The 16,082-nt window shown below is 72.0% G+C and carries 9 protein-coding genes and 3 tRNA genes; 6 read left to right on the forward strand and 6 right to left on the reverse strand.

Features of this window, described 5'->3' with window-relative positions:
• Positions 1 to 89: 89 nt before the first annotated feature.
• From POL25_RS11900 to POL25_RS11915, 4 genes are all read left to right on the forward strand, one after another.
• Positions 90 to 2,072, forward strand: a complete 1,983-nt coding sequence (locus POL25_RS11900) for an IgGFc-binding protein (RefSeq protein WP_272086087.1) — start codon at positions 90 to 92, stop codon at positions 2,070 to 2,072.
• Between the two features lie 124 nt (positions 2,073 to 2,196).
• Positions 2,197 to 3,483, forward strand: coding sequence for a dicarboxylate/amino acid:cation symporter (locus POL25_RS11905; RefSeq protein ID WP_272086088.1), 1,287 nt, complete (start codon positions 2,197 to 2,199; stop codon positions 3,481 to 3,483).
• Positions 3,484 to 3,642: 159 nt separating this feature from the next.
• A complete protein-coding gene (locus POL25_RS11910; RefSeq protein ID WP_272086089.1) occupies positions 3,643 to 6,633 on the forward strand; it encodes a serine/threonine-protein kinase in 2,991 nt (996 codons plus the stop codon).
• A gap of 314 nt (positions 6,634 to 6,947) precedes the next feature.
• Positions 6,948 to 7,241 (forward strand): hypothetical protein, encoded by a 294-nt coding sequence (locus POL25_RS11915; RefSeq protein ID WP_272086090.1) that lies wholly within the window; start codon positions 6,948 to 6,950, stop codon positions 7,239 to 7,241.
• 466 nt (positions 7,242 to 7,707) lie between these two features.
• On the opposite strand, the gene POL25_RS11920 is transcribed toward POL25_RS11915, so the two are convergent.
• The 3 genes from POL25_RS11920 to POL25_RS11930 form a co-directional block, all read right to left on the reverse strand.
• Positions 7,708 to 7,778: transfer RNA gene (locus POL25_RS11920), tRNA-Cys, on the reverse strand.
• Between the two features lie 34 nt (positions 7,779 to 7,812).
• Positions 7,813 to 7,883: transfer RNA gene (locus POL25_RS11925), tRNA-Cys, on the reverse strand.
• Between the two features lie 36 nt (positions 7,884 to 7,919).
• Positions 7,920 to 7,990: transfer RNA gene (locus POL25_RS11930), tRNA-Cys, on the reverse strand.
• 550 nt (positions 7,991 to 8,540) lie between these two features.
• On the opposite strand from POL25_RS11930, the gene POL25_RS11935 reads away from it, so the two are divergent.
• The gene (locus POL25_RS11935; protein WP_272086091.1) at positions 8,541 to 10,325 is read left to right on the forward strand and encodes a M61 family metallopeptidase; all 1,785 of its coding nucleotides are present in this window, start codon (positions 8,541 to 8,543) and stop codon (positions 10,323 to 10,325) included.
• A 64-nt stretch (positions 10,326 to 10,389) separates the two neighbouring features.
• Here POL25_RS11935 and POL25_RS11940 read toward each other — a convergent pair whose 3' ends face one another.
• Both POL25_RS11940 and POL25_RS11945 read right to left on the reverse strand, forming a co-directional pair.
• Positions 10,390 to 12,663, reverse strand: a complete 2,274-nt coding sequence (locus tag POL25_RS11940; RefSeq protein WP_272086092.1) for a response regulator — start codon at positions 12,661 to 12,663, stop codon at positions 10,390 to 10,392.
• Positions 12,664 to 12,716: 53 nt separating this feature from the next.
• The gene (locus tag POL25_RS11945; protein ID WP_272086093.1) at positions 12,717 to 13,559 is read right to left on the reverse strand and encodes a CAP domain-containing protein; all 843 of its coding nucleotides are present in this window, start codon (positions 13,557 to 13,559) and stop codon (positions 12,717 to 12,719) included.
• A 113-nt stretch (positions 13,560 to 13,672) separates the two neighbouring features.
• Here POL25_RS11945 and POL25_RS11950 point away from each other — a divergent pair, with 113 nt between their 5' ends.
• On the forward strand, positions 13,673 to 14,035 hold the full coding sequence (locus POL25_RS11950; protein ID WP_272086094.1) for a cupin domain-containing protein: 363 nt from the start codon (positions 13,673 to 13,675) through the stop codon (positions 14,033 to 14,035).
• 353 nt (positions 14,036 to 14,388) lie between these two features.
• Here the strand turns inward: POL25_RS11950 and POL25_RS11955 are convergent, their stop codons facing one another.
• Complete coding sequence (locus tag POL25_RS11955; protein ID WP_272086095.1) at positions 14,389 to 16,080, reverse strand: OmpA family protein; 1,692 nt, start codon at positions 16,078 to 16,080, stop codon at positions 14,389 to 14,391.
• Between the last annotated feature and the right edge of the window lie 2 nt (positions 16,081 to 16,082).

Genomic DNA, 16,082 nt, shown 5'->3' on the forward strand with positions numbered 1-16,082 from the left:
GGCTCGGGCCGATCCCGGCCTCCCATGCGCGGACCCTGTCCAACCGCCTGGATCTTGTCGACCCGCTGGACCCGCGGCAACATCGGACCATGCGCTTACGCTGGCTCGCCTGTCCGACCCTGGCCCTCGCCCTCGCCGGCTGCCCGGGGCCGTACACCCCGGCCACGACCGAGAACGAGACCTCCAGCTCCAGCGCGAGCAGCAGCAGCCCGACCGAGACCACGACCCAGTCGACGACCACCACCAGCACCGCCGGCCCGACCAGCGAGCCGACCACCACCCCGTCGGGCTGCGTGGGCACCGACGAGCGGTGCGACGGCGAGCAGCACCAGATCTGCGTCGGCGGCAATTGGATCGGCGACCCCTGCCCGGCCGGCACCGGCTGCCAGGACGGCGCCAAGACCTGCGAGACCTGCGACTGCGCGGCCCCGCCGACCTGCCTCGACGCCTCGACGCTCGAGACCTGCGGCTGCCTGGTGCCCCAGCAAACCACATGTCCCGAAGGCCAGGCGTGCGACGCCGAGGCCGGGGCCTGCAGCGCCGTGCTCTGCACCCCCGGCGAGCAGACCTGCACCGACCAGAACACCCGCCGCACCTGCAACGAGTACGGCACCGGCTACGAGGCGCCGGTCACGTGCGACGGCGACGAGCTGTGCGACCCCGACATGGGCGCCTGCATGGCCGCGTGCAGCGTGGTGGCCAAGCGGCAGTCGAGCATCGGCTGCGAGTTCTGGGCCGTCGACATGGCCAACGTCCCGCCGCGCGACGCCTACGTCTACGCGGTCGCCGTCTCCAACCCGAGCGCCACCGAGCCGGTCAACGTCGAGATCTTCGACGGCAACAAGAACGGCGCCGAGCAGAAGCTGCTGACCGGCGTGATCGCCCCGCGCCAGGTCCGGACCTTCCTGCTGTCGGGCAGCAGCAACAACCAGAACGGCTTCTACCCCGGCGACGCCGGCTTCACCGGCTCCGGCATCGCCCCCGGCCGGGCCTTCCGCGTCGTCTCCGACCTGCCGATCGTCGCCACCCAGTTCAACCCGCTCGGCGGCGCGCTCGCCTTCACCACCGACGCCTCGCTGCTGCTGCCGACCCACGCGCTCGGCTCGCGCTACTTCCACCTCGCGTGGGGCGAGGGCCTCGGCAGCGGCTCCTCGCTGGTCGTGGTCGCCACCGCCGACGACACCACGATCTCGCTCAAGCCCACGGTCAACGTCGCCGCCGGCCAGAACGGCATGCCCGCGCTGACGAAGGGCGTCACCACCGAGATCAAGCTCGACCGCTACGACTACGTCCAGCTGCAGACCAACAGCGGCGACACCACCGGCTCGGAGATCGTCGCCGACAAGCCGGTCGCGGTGTTCGGCGGCCACTCGTGCGGGCAGGTGCCGAACAAGACGGTGACCTTCTGCGACCACCTCGAGGAGCAGATCTTCCCGGTCGACACGTGGGGCATCGAGTACGTCGCCCTGCGCAGCCCCGCCCGCGGCACCGAGGACATGTTCTGGCGGGTCCTCGCGCGCGAGTCCGGCGCGACCGTCACCTTCACGCCCAAGCCCGAGGGCCTGGCCGAGGCCACGCAGGTCATCCCCGCCGGCGGCTTCATCCAATTCAACGCCAGCGGCGACTTCCGCATCCAGTCCAACAACCCGATCATGGTCGCCGGCTACATGTACGGCTCCGAGGCCCCCGGCGTGCCGGCCAACGGCAACCCCGGCGACCCCTCGATGGTGCTGATGGTCCCGACCGAGCAGTGGCTCGGCGACTACGTGTTCCTGGTCGACAGCTCGTACGCCAACGACAACGTCCGCCTGGTCCGCAAGGCCATGAACAACAACGTCGAGCTCGGCTGCCTCGGCGGCCTCGTGCCCGACGACCACTGGAAGCAGATCCCCGGCACCCAGTACGTCACCGCGGTCGTCAACATCAACCCCGGCGAGGGCGACTGCCAGGCCGGCACCAACACCGCCTCGGCCAAGACCACCACCTTCGGCGTCATCGTCACGGGCGAGGCCCAGGGCGCCTCGTACGCCTACCCCGGCGGCATGGCGCTGAGGGAGATCGCGCCGGGCTGAAGTCTCGGCGGGGCCGCCTCCGGCCCGCGCACGCGCGCGCTCCGGCGGGCCCGCCGCCGACCCGGCGATCGATCGACGCCCGGGCGCGCGCGGATGGGCTCGCATGTCCTACCATGCGCGCCGCATGCCGCTGCACACCCGGATCTTGCTCGGCCTCGCGGTCGGCGCGGCCCTCGGCCTCGGCGCCAACCTCGGCCTCGGCGCCGACCATGCCGTCGTCCAGTTCGTGCTGACCTACGTCGCCGGCCCGCTCGGCCAGGTCTTCCTGCGCATCCTCTCGATGGTGGTGATGCCGCTGGTGTTCGCCTCGATCGCCCTCGGCGTCGCCGGCGTCGGCGACATCCGCCGCGCCGGCCGCATGGGCGTCAAGACCCTCGCCTTCTTCCTCGTCACCACCGCGCTCGCCTCCGCTCTCGGCCTGCTGCTCGTCAGCCTCGTCGACCCTGGCGCCTACGTCTCGCCCGCGGTCCGCGACGAGCTCGTGGCCCAGTACGCGCGCACCAGCGGCCCCCCGCCCGCGCCGACCAGCTTCGGCGTCGAGACCTTCGTCGGCATCGTCACCCGTAACCCGCTCAAGTCGGCGGTCGACGGCGACATGCTCGGCGTGATCTTCTTCGGCCTGATGTTCGGCGCCGGCATCACCCTGATCCGCGAGGACCGGCAAAAGACCATGATGGGCTTCCTCGAGGCGCTCGCCGAGGTCATCTCGGCGATCGTCGACATGGCCATGAAGATCGCGCCCTACGGCGTGGCCGGCCTGATCTTCGGCGTCACCGCCCTGTTCGGCTTCGCCCTGCTCGCCCCGCTCGGCGTCTACGTGGCCCTGGTCCTGGGCGCCCTCGCGCTGCACGCCATCGGCACCATGGGCCTCGTGATCCGCGCCCTCGTCGGCGTGTCGCCGTGGATCTTCTTCTCCAAGATCCGCGCCGCCCTCGTCACCGCCTTCTCGACCTCCTCGAGCAGCGCCACCCTGCCGACCAACCTCCTCGTCGGCCAGCAAAACCTCGGCATCCCGCCGCGGATCTGCGGCTTCGTCTATCCGCTCGGCGCGACGATGTGCATGAACGGCACCGCCCTGTTCGAGGGCATCACCGTGATCTTCCTGTGCCAGGTGTTCGGGGTGGCGCTCAGCCTCGGCCAGATGGCGGTCATCATCGCCATGGCGGTGCTCACCTCGGTCGGCGCCGCCGCCGTCCCGGGCGGCTCGATCCCGCTGCTGGTCGGCATGCTGACCATGTTCGGCGTCCCGGGCGAGGGTATCGCCGTGATCATCGGCATCGACCGGATCCTCGACATGGCCCGCACCTCGGTGAACGTGCTCGGCGACCACGTCGCCGCCGCCTTCGTCGCCCGCAGCGAGGGCCTGTGGAGCCCCGAGCACCTCACGAAATCTGTTCCTCCGGACAGGTGAGCCTGCCTCGCACCCACGGCGGTGCGGCCCTTGTCCCCCAGCCGCGCGCGCCTCGGGCAGGCCCGGAGCCGCCCCGCCCGGAGCGGCGCGCGCCCGATCGCACCGCGAATCCGCGAGGCCGGGTGCGAAGGCCCACAGAACTCGGTATGGTAGTGCTCCATGGCGCCCCTTCTCGAGCAGGCCAGCGACGTCGCCGCGTGGAAGCCCCGTTCTGCGCTCCTCGGCACGCTGCTGGCCAACCGCTACCGGATCACCCAATCCATCGGTCAGGGTTCGACCGGCGCGGTCTACCGCGCCGAAGACCTGTTGATGAACCGGCCGGTCGCGGTCCGGATCCTCGTCCCGAGCCTCGCGCAGAACCCTACGGTGGTCTCGCGGATCCGCGCTCGCATCGACCGCAACATCAAGATCCAGCAGCAGCAGCCTGATGCGTTGGTCAACCTCGTCGACGCATTCGACGTCGGCATGACCCTCGAGGGCGAGCTCTTCATCGTCACCGATTTCCTCGACGGTGATCATCTTTCGGCGATGCTCGAGCGCGGCGGTCGGCTGCCGTGGTCGCGCGCCCGCCACCTCTTCATTCGCCTGAGCCAGCTCCTGCAGGCCCTGCACGAGCGGGGCATCGTGCTCGGCACGCTGCAGGCGCGGCACTGCTACGCGGTCCGCAACCGGCCGAAGAACGAGGCGATCAAGATCGTGAGCACGGCGGTGTTCGAGCACATCGCCGCCAACCTCGGCCCGGGCGCCGGCGAGGTCGGGACGCAGATGGCCCGCTATGCCGCGCCGGAGCAGGGCTGCGGCGAGCCGACGGACATCCGCACCGACGTCTACTCGCTCGGCATCATCGCCTACGAGCTGCTGACCGGGAAGCTGCCGTTCAACGAGACCAACCCGATCCGACTGGTCGCGCAGCACCTGCACGCCACGCCGCTGCCGCTGCGCCAGGTCGCGCCCGACGCCGACATCCCGGCCGCGGTCGAGGAGGTCGTGCTCAAGGCGCTGTCCAAGTCGCCTGCCGATCGCCACCCGAGCATGGAGGCCTTCGCCGCCGCGCTGTCGGCGATCCCCGCCGACGAGGCCGGCGCGCCGACGACGGCCACCGGCGCCTTCGCCACCGTCGCGCCCGCCGAGCCGCTGCCCTCGACGCCCCCGCCACCGCCGCCGCCCAAGCCGCTGGCCTCGACGCTACCTGTCTCTTCGGACAACCTCTCCGCACCTGTCCCTTCGGTCAGCTCGGCCGCCGCCGCCGCTGCCGTCGAGGAGCCGTCGCCGTCGACCTCCGGCGCCGCGCCGGCGAAGATCGCCCCCTCGGTGGTCATGCGCGGGCTCATCGACGCCCCCGCCACTCCGCCGGGCCCGCCTCCGCCCCCGCCGACCTCGATCGCCCCGCCGCCGCCGGTCGGCCCGCGACGGCCGCCGTCGATCGCGGTGCCGACGCTGATCCCCTCGCCGCGCCGCCCGTCCGAGCCGGTCGCCTCGGCACCTGTACCTTCGGCCATGTCCGAAAGCGCAGCCGACAAGCCGACCGAGGCCCCGGTCGCCGCCGAGCCGCCGCCGGCCCCCGCGCCCGAAGCCCCGCCGGCCGCCACGCCTGTCGCCGCAGCGCTCGCGACGCCCGCAGCGCCCGAGACGCCCGTGGCTGCCGAGCAGCCGCCCGCTGCCGCCGAGCCACCCGCGCCCGCTGCCGCCGAGCCTCCTGCGCCCGCCGCCGCCGAGCCGCCCGTCGCCGCCGCCGAGCCGCCTCCGCCCAGCGCCGCCGAGCTGCCGCCGCCGCCGCCCTTCGCCGCCGAGACCCCGCCGCCTCCGCCGCACTACGCCGCCGAGACCCCGCCCCCGCCTCCGCCCTACGCTGCCGAGCCCCCGCCTGCGCCGGCGCCGATCGCCGCTGCGCCGCCGCCTCCGCCGGCCCCTGCTGCCGAGCCGACGGTCGCCGCCGTGCCGCCGCCTTCGGCCAAGCCCGCTCCGCTGCCCGCCGAGATCATCCGGATCCCCGCGCCCGGCGAGTCCATGCGCGCGAGCCTCAGCGACTCGATGCGCGCCTCGGCCGAGTCCCTGCGCGCCGCGATCCCGGCCGACTCGATGCGGGCCCCGATCGCCGCCGACTCCGTGCGCGCCCCGGCCCCGGCCGACTCGACCCGCGCCGCCGCGCCTGCCGACTCGATGCGGGCGCCGATCTCCAGCGACTCCGCGCGGGTCCGGGCGGCCGAGATCGTGGCTGTCCCTGCGGCCCTGTCCGCAAAGCCAGATGAAGCCTCGGCCGCCGCCTCGGTCAGCGCGCGCCGGGTCGCCGCCGCCGACGTCGCCCCCGAGACCTTGCGGGCCGCCGCCCTGCGCCAGTCGCAGTCGGGCGAGCGCCTGACCTCGAGCGCCGAGCTGCGGCCGACCGAGTCGATCATCGCCGAGCTGCCGAAGCGGCGGACCCCGTGGGTCGCGATCGTCGGCCTCGGCGCCGCGCTGGCTGCCGGCGCCGCCGCGTACATCCAGACCGAGCCCGAGGTCGCCCCGCAGGCCAATCGCGCCGTCACGCCGCCGCCGGCCAAAATCGAGCCGAAGACCGCCCCGCCGGTCAAGGCCGACCCCACGCCGATCCCCGCCAAGGTCGAGCCGCCGCCGCCCGATCCGGTCCCGATCGTCGCGCCCCCGCCCGACCCCGAGCCCGCCCCGCGCGACGTCGAGAGCGAGGAGCCGAAGAAGAAGAAGAAGCGCCGGGCCAAGAGCACCGAGCCCGAGGAGGAAGAGGAGGATCTGTTCGACCAGGTCCGCAAGCACATGGAGGCCAAGAAGGCCCAGGAGGAGGCCTACAAGAAGGCCGCCGAGGCCGGCACCTCGCTGCCCGGACCTGCGCCCACCCCGGCCAACGCCATGCCCGCGCCCGCGCCCAAGCCGGCCGTCGAGGACAACGCCACCAAGGCCAAGGACACCCTCGACCGCGCCCGCCAGGCCGCGCAGCAGAGCAACCATCCCCTCGCGTACAGCCTCGCCAAGCAGGCCAACGCGCTCGCGCGCTCGCAGGACGCGATCGAGCTCATGGGCGTGTCTGCCTGCAAGGCCGGCAACGCCGACAACGCCCGCAGCGCCGCCGACCAGCTGACCGGCGCGCGCCGCAGCGCCGTCTACAGCGCCTGCGCCGGCAACGGCATCACCCTCTGAGCGCAGATCTCTCCGCTCGCCCCGGCCGCCCGCTGCCTGCAGCGCGGCGGCCTTCGTGCTTTCTCGGGCCCGCGAGCGGCGGCTCTCCCCGCCCTCGTCCGGCCGCCTTCGCAGCGAAGGCCCCGGCGAGCGGAGCATCACATGTCCCCATGAACATGTCTCCAAGAGCATGCTCTTCAGGACATACCCACGTGCCTGTCTGCCCGCGGCGATCGTCGCCCGCTCTCGCCCGCGCCGCGCGGACGCATGCCTGAGCTCCGCGGCCGCCGCACGAGCGATCCGCCGCCTCGACTTCACCGGCCTCGCCTGCCACCGTGAAGATCGGCCAATACGCGGCCGAGAAAGCGAGTCACCATGAAGACGAAGACGAGCACCCGCGCCGGCTCTGGCTCCGGCTCTGTTGGTACCAACCCGCTGTACAGCGGCTAGCGCCGCCCCTGCCCGACATGTCCTTTTTGACATGTTGCGAGGCAGCCGCCGCGACCGCTGTGGCATCACGGCACACGCGGTGCCGCCACGACAACGAACCACCGGACCCGAGAAACGAAGGACTGATGAAGATCAAGACCAACACCCGCGCCGGCGGCGACAACCCGCTCTACCACTGACCTCGCAGAGCATGTCCCTCCGGACATTTCCCCATGCGAGACGAACGCCAGGCCGCGACGACCGCCGCGGCCCCACGGCACACGCAGTGCCGCCCGATCGCAACCCGACAACGGCAGCGGGCCACCCGCCCGCGGCCGAGGACGAGCTGACCATGAAGACCAGGACCCACACGCGCGCTGGCGGCGTCGCCATCAACCCCCTCTACTAGCCGTGTTCTTTAAACCTGTCCGCTGTGCGAACCCGTCGGCGGGCGAGAAACGAGCTGACCATGAAGACGAGAACCAACACCCGCGCCCGCGCCGGCACTGGCGAAAACCCGCTGTTCACCTGACCTGCCGCGACGTGTCCTTCCGGCACGGCCCTGGCAGGGCGAACGATCTGGGCGCCGTGACCACCGCCCCCACGGCACACGCAGTGCCGCCTCGATCGCAGCCGTGAGCCGCAGAGGGCTTTCAGCCGCACAAAAGGTCCCGTCGGGATTCGAACCCGAATAACCCGTGTTGCAGACGGGCACCTGGCCGCTCGGACACGGGACCATGCTCTGCTCCGATCTCTCCCAGTTCTCAAAAGAGGTCCCGTCGGGATTCGAACCCGAATAACCCGTGTTGCAGACGGGCACCTGGCCGCTCGGACACGGGACCATGCTCTGATCTCTCCCCATTCTTTATTTTATAAAAAGGTCCCGTCGGGATTCGAACCCGAATAGCTCGAGTTGCAGTCGAGCACCTGGCCGTTCGGACACGGGACCCAATGTTTGATTCGCGGCGTGGTGAATCGATGCAGCCGCGGCGACGCGGTGGCATCAATCGCCGGCCCTGCCGAGCACGACTCGCGCGCATGAATGCGACGACTCGAGCGCGGCGGCGCGGACCGGTGCGTCTGGCGTCTGCACGCGCAGGCACGCGCAGGCACGCGCAGGCACGCGCAGGCACGCGCAGGCACGCGCAGGCACGCGCCCCGGGCCGAACTTGGCCGCCACTACTTACAGCTTGTTGCAGCTCGGACCGAGCCGCCGCCTCAGCGTCGACACAACGACGAAGTCACGCGCAGCGTCTGCGAGCGCGCGAGATCGGTGTGGACGGCGAGGGCCATGATGCGAATGAAATACCACCGCCCCGCCGCCCCGTCAACTCCTACGATTCGCGCCCGCGACGTTTTTGCTTCGACCCCGAAGCAAGCACCGCGAACTACGATTATTCCCTGACTCCCGACCACACCTGGCGGGCGCACCCACCGCCCGCGGCGACTCACGACATCCGCCTTGAGCCTGGCGCGCGCCCCCACTACTGTCGCGCGCCGTGCCGCGCCGCTCGCCCGCGATCGTCTCCCCCGCCGCCCTTTTCGCGCTCGCCTGCGCCTGCACCGTCACGCGCTCAGCCCCACCTGCCCGCGAGCCGCAGCCCGCGGCTGCCCAGGCCCCCGCGACCGCGCCCGAGCCCGTCGCCTACGCCCTCTCGCCCGTGTTCGAGCAGGACGCGCTCGTCGCCTTGCAAGTCGAGATCCGCCTGCGCGGCGACGCTGACGGCCTCACGCGCCTCAAGCTGCCCGAGCAGTGGGGCGACGCCCGCGAGCTGTGGAAGTTGATCCGCGACCTCGAGGTCGAGGGCGCCACCGCCGTCGCCGAGGACGGCCCCACCGTGCGCACGATCGCCGCCCCCGCCGGCGCCCCGCTGCAGATCCGCTACCGCCTCGTCTCCGGCTTCGACCACGACCCGACCTCCGAGGACGGCCAGCCGTTCAAGCCGATCATCCGGCCGACCTGGTTCGACGTGTTCGGCGAGTCGCTGTTCGCCTATCCCGAGGGCCGCGAGGACGACCCTGCCCGCTTCGAGTGGCGCGGCGCCCCGGCCGGCTTCGGCTTCGCCAGCGACCTCGAGCACCTCGCCGGCGCCCGGCCCGGCGTCGTCGGCGACGTCGTCGAGAGCGTCGTCATCGGCGGCCGCGACCTCAGCGTCCGCACCGACCCCGGCGGTCAGGTGCGCGTGGCGATCCTCGGCAGCTACGACTTCGGCCACGACGCCTTCTTCGACCTCTCGCTGGCCGTCATCGCCGCCGAGCGCGAGTTCTGGGGCGACAAGGACGGCGCCTTCCTGATCACCCTCGCCCCGCAGCAGAAGATCGCCGGCAGCCTGACCTACGGCGGCACCGGCCGGTCCGACGCCTTCACCCTCAGCGTCTCGCAGGACCTCCCGTTCCCGCCGCTGCGCCACCTCCTGGCCCACGAGTATTTCCACACCTGGAACGCGCGCCAGCTGGGCGGCCAGGCCGAGGGCCTCGCCGAGGGCGCCGGCAAGTGGTTCGCCGAGGGCTTCACCGAGTTCTACACCTGGCGCCTGCTGCTGCGCGCCGGCCTCTACAGCCTCGAGGACTTCGTCGCCGCCTGGAACACCGGCCTCGTCGAGTACTGGACCTCGCCGGTGCGCGACGAGCCCAACGCGCGGATCGTCGCCGACTACTGGAACGACCACACCGTCAGCCGCCTGCCCTACCGCCGCGGCCCGCTGCTCGCCGCGATCTGGGAGCAGCGGCTGCGCCAGGCCACCGGCGGCGCGCGCGACCTCGACGACGTCATGAAGGCCATGCGGGCCAAGGTGCAGGCCTCCCCCGTCAAGCTCGCGCCCGACGCCGCCAGCGTGTTCCCGCCGGTCTACCGCGAGCTCGGCGGCCCCGACCTCGCCGACGACCTCGAGCGCTTCGTCGTCCAGGGCGTTGCCATCCGCCTGCCGGCCGACGTGTTCGGCCCGTGTTTGCGCGTCGTCGACAGCCTCCGCCACGAGTTCGAGCGCGGCTGGGACGTCGACGCCACCGCCGCCGCCGACCGCGTCATCACCGGCCTGCGCAAGGGCTCGCCCGCCTGGCGCGCCGGCCTGCGCGACGGCATGAAGGTCGTCGAGCGCATCGCCGGCGAGCCCGGCGACTCGACCGTGCCCTACGTCCTGCGCGTCCGCGACGGCAAGCGCGAGCGCCAGATCTCCTTCAAACCCGAGGGCGAACGGCAGTTCCCCATGCAGCAGCTCGAGCTCGCCCCGGGCCTCACGCCCGAGCGGCGAGCCGCCTGCGCCCGCGAGCTGTCCGGCGCCTGACCAATAGGACATGTTCTCCGGAGCATGCCCGATCGGACATGCCCTTCAGAGCATGTTCGAACGTTCAGCGGCGGACGAAGTGGGCCGCCAGGCGACGGATCTCGCGCATCAGCCGGTTGCGCGAGTACATGCCCTTCTGGATGACCTGCTCGACGCGGCCGCCGAGGCGCTCCCAGTCGTCGCGGGCCAGCTCCTGGGCCGTCATCACCGCCACCGGCACGCGCACGAACTCGGGGCGGCTGCGGATCCGCTGCAGCACCTCGTAGCCGTCGAGCTCGGGGATCTTCAGGTCGAGCAAGATCAGGCCCGGCCGGCTCTTCTCGATCAGGTCGAGCGCCTGCGGGCCGGTGCTGGCCACCCGCACCGACCAGCCCTCCTCGAGCAGGGTCCGCTGCAGCAGCTCGCGCAGGCCCTCGTCGTCCTCGACCACCAGGATGTAGCCGTCGCGCACCGGCACCAGCCGCTGGATGCTGGCCACCAGCTGCTCGCGGCGCAGCGGCTTGGTCAGGTAGTCGTCGGCCCCGAGCGCCAGCCCGAGCGGCTTCTCGTCGAGCATGCTGACCACCACCACCGCCGTGCCCTTGAGGTCGGGGTCGGCGCGGATCGCCTGCAGCACCGCCCAGCCGTCCATCCCTGGCATCATGATGTCGAGCGCGATCACCACCGGCTTGAGCCGCTTGGCCAGCGCCAGGCCCTCCTTGCCGGTCGCCGCGCCGTAGACCTCGAGCCCCTCGCGGCTCAAGATCCGCTCCATCAGGTCGTAGACGTTGGGGTCGTCGTCGATGACCAGCATCGCCTGCGGCGCCGCGTCGTTGCGCGGCCCGACCGGCAGGCTCGGCTCGCGCGAGCCCTCCTCGGCCGGCAGGCTGGCGCCGATCACCCGCGCCGGCAGGCGCACGCGGAACGTCGAGCCGGTGCCGGGGGCGCTCTCGACCGCGATCTCGCCGGCCATCATCTGGCAGAAGCGGCGGCTGATCGCCAGGCCGAGGCCGGTCCCGCCGTACTTGCGGGTGGTCGACGAGTCGCCCTGATAAAACGTCTGGAACAGCCGGTTCGTCTGCTCCGCCGACATGCCGATGCCGTTGTCGGCGACCACGAACTCGAACCAGTCCTGGCTGCGGTCGCGCGGCCCGCCGGGCTCGGCCGCGGCGCTCGGCAGCCGGCTCACCTCGAGCGCGATGCGCCCGCGCTCGGTGAACTTGGCGGCGTTGCTGAGCAGGTTGAACAGCACCTGCCGCACCTTGGTCAGGTCGGCCGTCATCTCGCCGAGGTCCTCGGCGATGTGCAGGTCGAACACGTTGTTGTTCTGCGTCATCAGCCGCTGCGCCGTGTTGCACACGTCGTTCAGCATGCCCTGCACCGAGAACGACTCGATGTGCAGCTCCATCCGCCCGGCCTCGATCTTCGACAGGTCGAGGATGTCGCTGATGATCCCGAGCAGGTGGTTGCCGGCGCCGTGGATCTTGTGCACGTCGACGGCGACCTGGTCGCGACGCCCGCGCAGCTCCTCGAGCACGATCTCCGAGTAGCCGATGATCGCGTTGAGCGGCGTCCGCAGCTCGTGGCTCATGTTGGCCAAGAAGGCGCTCTTGGCCCGGCTGGCCTCGATCGCCTCGTCGCGCGCCACCTCGAGCTTCTCGTTCAGCTCGCGCAGCCGCTGCTCCGAGCGCACGCTCTCGCTGATGTCCGTCGCCACCCCGATCGCGCCCAGCTGGGTCCCGTGCGCGTCGTGGAACGGCGCCGTCCAGGTCTCGAAGTGGCGGTCGGTGAACTCGAACACCCCGCGCAGGCTCAGGCCCTTGAGCGCCCGCCGGACCCCGTCGAGCAGCGCCGGCAGCCCGGCGAACACCTCGTACACCGGCTCGCCGAGGTAGCCGCGCGGCTCGAGCCCCAGCGCCTGCAGGCCGCGGCCCTCGAGCAGCAGCAGCGCACCGCGGACGTCGGTCGCCAGCAGCACGATCGGCACGTTGGCGACCACGCTGCGCAGCACCTCGCCCTGCAGCGCGCGCGGGTCCTCGGCCGGGCGCCCGACCACGCACACCTCGTCGCAACCTGCCTCTCGGACCATGGTCCAAGCGACAGCCAGCTCGCCGGCCCGCGGGCGACAGACCACTCGCGCCGTCTCGCCCGCCAGAGCGCGGCGCCAGGCCTCTAGCCACGCCGGCTGGTCGACCGAACGCAGCAGTTCGACGAACTGCATGCCGAGCGGCGGGCCGCCGAACAGCTGCCGCAGGCCGGCGTTGGCCGCCTGCAGCTCGCCGCCGGTGCCGAGGACGGCGAGCCAATCGCTCGACAGATCGAGGAGGCGGGAGAGGCTCGCGCTCACGAGGTTCGGCATGCCCGGACGGCGCCCATGGTAGCCGGACGGGCAGCAAAAAGGCTATGCGCGCTCTACTTCGCCCCGAACACTTGGGTCCACAAGTGGCCCCATTGACCGCCGGGGTAGTACCCGACGCCGATGTGCTCGAACGCGGGGTTCATGATGTTGGCGCAGTGGCCGTCGCTGTTCATCCACTGGTCCATCGTTCCGGCGGCGTCGGGCGAGCCGCCGGCGATGTTCTCGCCCGCGTTGCTGTAGCTGCCGTAACCCGCCTTGCCCATCCGGTCCCACGGCGGCTCGCCGTCCGGGTTGGTGTGATCGAAGAAGTCGCGGTCGCTCATGTCCTTGGAGTGCATGCGCGCGGCGCACCGCAGCGCCGGGTCCATCGACAACGGGCCCGCGGGCCCGAAATTGCCCTGCGCGCCGCAGTTCGCGCCCTCCGCCCGCCGCTGGTTGACCAGCGCAAGGACGTCCTCCTCGAGCTGCTTCCAGGCGGGATCCCAGCCCTTGGCCGGCTCGCAGTACGGCACCCCGTCGGGCACGTCCGGGTTGGCCGGCTCGCCCGTGGTCGTCGTCGAGGCGGTGCCCGGATCGGTGGTGCCCGGATCGGTGGTCGTCGTCGTGTCCGGACCGGTGGTCACATCGGGACCGGTCGTCATCGGCGGCGCCGTGGTCCCCGTCGCGGACTCTCCGCCCGTCGTGAGCGCCGGCGCCGTGGTGGTGAGGTCGGCGTCCGTGGTCGTGCCGGGATCGCCGCTGGTGCCCGTCGTCACACCGCCGTCGCTGCCGTCGCCCTCGCTGGTGTCGGGGCCGGTGCCGGAGATCGGGACCGTGTCGTCGGCGCCGATCCCCGAATAACAACCGGCGACGAGCACCGCGAGCACCACCGCCGAGACGCGAAGCGAACTGAGCATGCTCCGACCTTAGCCTCCGCGTCGCGCGGACCTCAAGCCCTCATCATCGGCGACGCCGTTCATGGGGCCTCGGGACGACATCTGGCGCGCGAGCCTCCGGGTAACCTCCCCCCATGCCCAAGCTCATCGCCCAGCCCACGCGCGTCGTCGCCGACGGCGAGCCGCCCAAGCTCATCGACGAGTACGTCGGCCGCGTCAACACCCACGCGACCGCCGTCAGCATCGCCCACATGCGCTCGCCTGCCGGCTGGCGCGAGCGCGGCCAGAGGCCCGAATTCGACGAGTACTCGCTGGTCCTGCGCGGCACCCTGCGGGTCGAACACGAGGGCGGCATCCTCGACGTCGCGGCCGGCCAGGCCGTGCTGGTCCGCGGCGGCGAGCACGTCCGCTACAGCACCCCCGGCGACGAGGGCGCCGAGTACGTCGCGGTGTGCCTGCCCGCCTTCTCGCCCGAGACGGTCCACCGCGATCCATGACCGTATAGACATGTCTTCATGAGCATGTCGCAAAAGACATGCTCCATAGGACATGACCTTTCGGTCAGATCAATCGGGAGACGATGGCGGGCCGAGCGACCTGTCCCGCAGGACGAGCCACTCGCGCAGCGGACCACGAGCGGCTGACCCGTCCGCTCGCGCGCGGCCAGCTACGGACCGCCCGGTCCCACCGCGCCCGGCCTACGGGCGCGACCGCCAGTTCCACCGCGGCTGACCGCTCGCGCGGCCGGTCCACGAGCTGCTGATCCCGCTCACGCCCAGCCTGCGCAGGGCTGCCGACCGCTCGCGCGGCCGGGTAGCCCGGCGGGCGACCTGTCCCGCAGGACAGGCCGTTACTTGCCGGTCGCCGGCGCCGCGGACGGGGCGTCGCCGTCGTCGCTCGAGGAAGCGCCCTCGGGCCGGTCGATGAGCACCCGGAACTCGATGCGGCGGTTCTTGGCGCGGGCCTTGGAGGTCTTGGCCGGATCGATCGGCTTGTCGGGGCCGAAGCCCGAGGTCTTGACGCGCGACTCCTCGATCCCGTGCTCGACCAGGTAGCGCTTTACCGAATCGGCGCGGCGCTGCGACAGCTCGAGGTTGAAGTCGCGGCCGCCGACATCGTCGGTGTGACCCTGGATCTCGATCTTGAGGCTGGGGAACTCCTTGAGCACGCCGACCGCCACGTCGAGCGTCTTCTCCGAGCCCTTCTTGATCTTGTCGGAGCGGGTCTCGAAGTTGATGCCCTCGAGCGGGCGCTTGTCCCACTCCTTGGCCTTCTCGGGCAGCTTGTCCGGGCAGCCGTCGGTGTCCTCGAAGCCGTTGTACGACTCCGGGTGCATCGGGCACTTGTCGTCCTTGTCGATGATCTTGTCGCCGTCGGTGTCGGGCGGCGGCGGGCACCCGGGCGCCTCGGGCCACGGCTCGGTCGGGCACTGGTCGTCCGGATCGAGGATGCCGTCCTTGTCGGTGTCGGGCGGCGGGCAGCCGTCGGGCGCCACGCCGGCCTCGAACGGGCACTTGTCGACGCGGTCGAGGAAGGTGTCGTTGTCGGAGTCGATCGACGGGCAGCCGTCGGGCGGGTCGCCGGCCAGCTTCGGGCACTGGTCGACGTCGTTGAGCACGCCGTCCTTGTCCCAGTCGAGGTCCTTCGCGGCCGGCTGCGGGCGCACGCGCCCGAGCACCAGGCTGAAGCCCACGGTCACCTGCGCGTGGCTGGTGAACGCCGGCATCGGCTTGGCCGCCTTGGCCGAGACGATGTGGCGCGCGTCGACGCGGAACGCCGCCATGCGCGAGATGAAGATCTTGAGGCCGCCGCCCCAGTGGCCGGCCGGGTCGACGTCGCTGCCGAGGCCGTTGCCCGGCGAGCTGATGCCGAGCATGCCGTAACCGCCGAGCAGGAACGGCGTGACGCGGTACGGCAGCTGCAGCACCGCGCTGCCGCGCAGGCCGTAGACGAACGCCGGGCTGTTGTGCACGTTGCGGACGAACGTCGGCGTCGCCGAGAACTCGGCCTCGACGCCGAAGATCCGCAGCGGGAAGTAGCCGACGCGGGCACCGACCGCCGGGCCCAGCCGCCACAGCGCCTTGTGCTCGTCGGGCCGGCCGGCGATCGGCTTGTAGAGGTCGTGATCGTCGGGCGGCAGGTTGAGGCCGCCGAAGACCCCGAGCTCGAACAGGTGCCGCTCCGGCGAGTAGCGGTGGATCCACTTGCGGGTGTCTTTGACCTTGCCCGTCTTCTCGTCGAGGATCACGCCGTCGGGCGCCTGGCGCCTGCCCGACTTCCTGGCCTTCGGGACAGACGCGTCGGCCTTGACCTCGGCCTTGCCCGCGCCCGCGCTCGCCCCCGCCTGCACGCCCGCGCTCGCGGGGGCCGGCTCGGCCGCGGGCGTCGGTGCAGGCTCGGGCGCCGGCGCCGCCTCTGTCGCCGGATCGCTGGCCGTCGGCTCCTGGACGGCCGCGAGGGCCTCCGGCGAGGCCGCGGCAGCGAAGAGCAGCACGCCGGCGGGGATCAGAGCAGCGGTGCGGGGCTTGGAAATCAGGGTCATGC

This window comes from Nannocystis bainbridge, assembly GCF_028368995.1.
In the GTDB taxonomy this organism is placed as follows: domain Bacteria; phylum Myxococcota_A; class Polyangia; order Nannocystales; family Nannocystaceae; genus Nannocystis; species Nannocystis bainbridge.

Coding starts and splice junctions, on each gene's coding strand:
- POL25_RS11900 (WP_272086087.1), top strand. CDS start 90: ATGCGCTTACGCTGGCTCGCCTGTCCGACCCTGGCCCTCGCCCTCGCC.
- POL25_RS11905 (WP_272086088.1), top strand. CDS start 2,197: ATGCCGCTGCACACCCGGATCTTGCTCGGCCTCGCGGTCGGCGCGGCC.
- POL25_RS11910 (WP_272086089.1), top strand. CDS start 3,643: ATGGCGCCCCTTCTCGAGCAGGCCAGCGACGTCGCCGCGTGGAAGCCC.
- POL25_RS11940 (WP_272086092.1), bottom strand. CDS start 12,663: ATGCCGAACCTCGTGAGCGCGAGCCTCTCCCGCCTCCTCGATCTGTCG.
- POL25_RS11945 (WP_272086093.1), bottom strand. CDS start 13,559: ATGCTCAGTTCGCTTCGCGTCTCGGCGGTGGTGCTCGCGGTGCTCGTC.
- POL25_RS11950 (WP_272086094.1), top strand. CDS start 13,673: ATGCCCAAGCTCATCGCCCAGCCCACGCGCGTCGTCGCCGACGGCGAG.
- POL25_RS11955 (WP_272086095.1), bottom strand. CDS start 16,080: ATGACCCTGATTTCCAAGCCCCGCACCGCTGCTCTGATCCCCGCCGGC.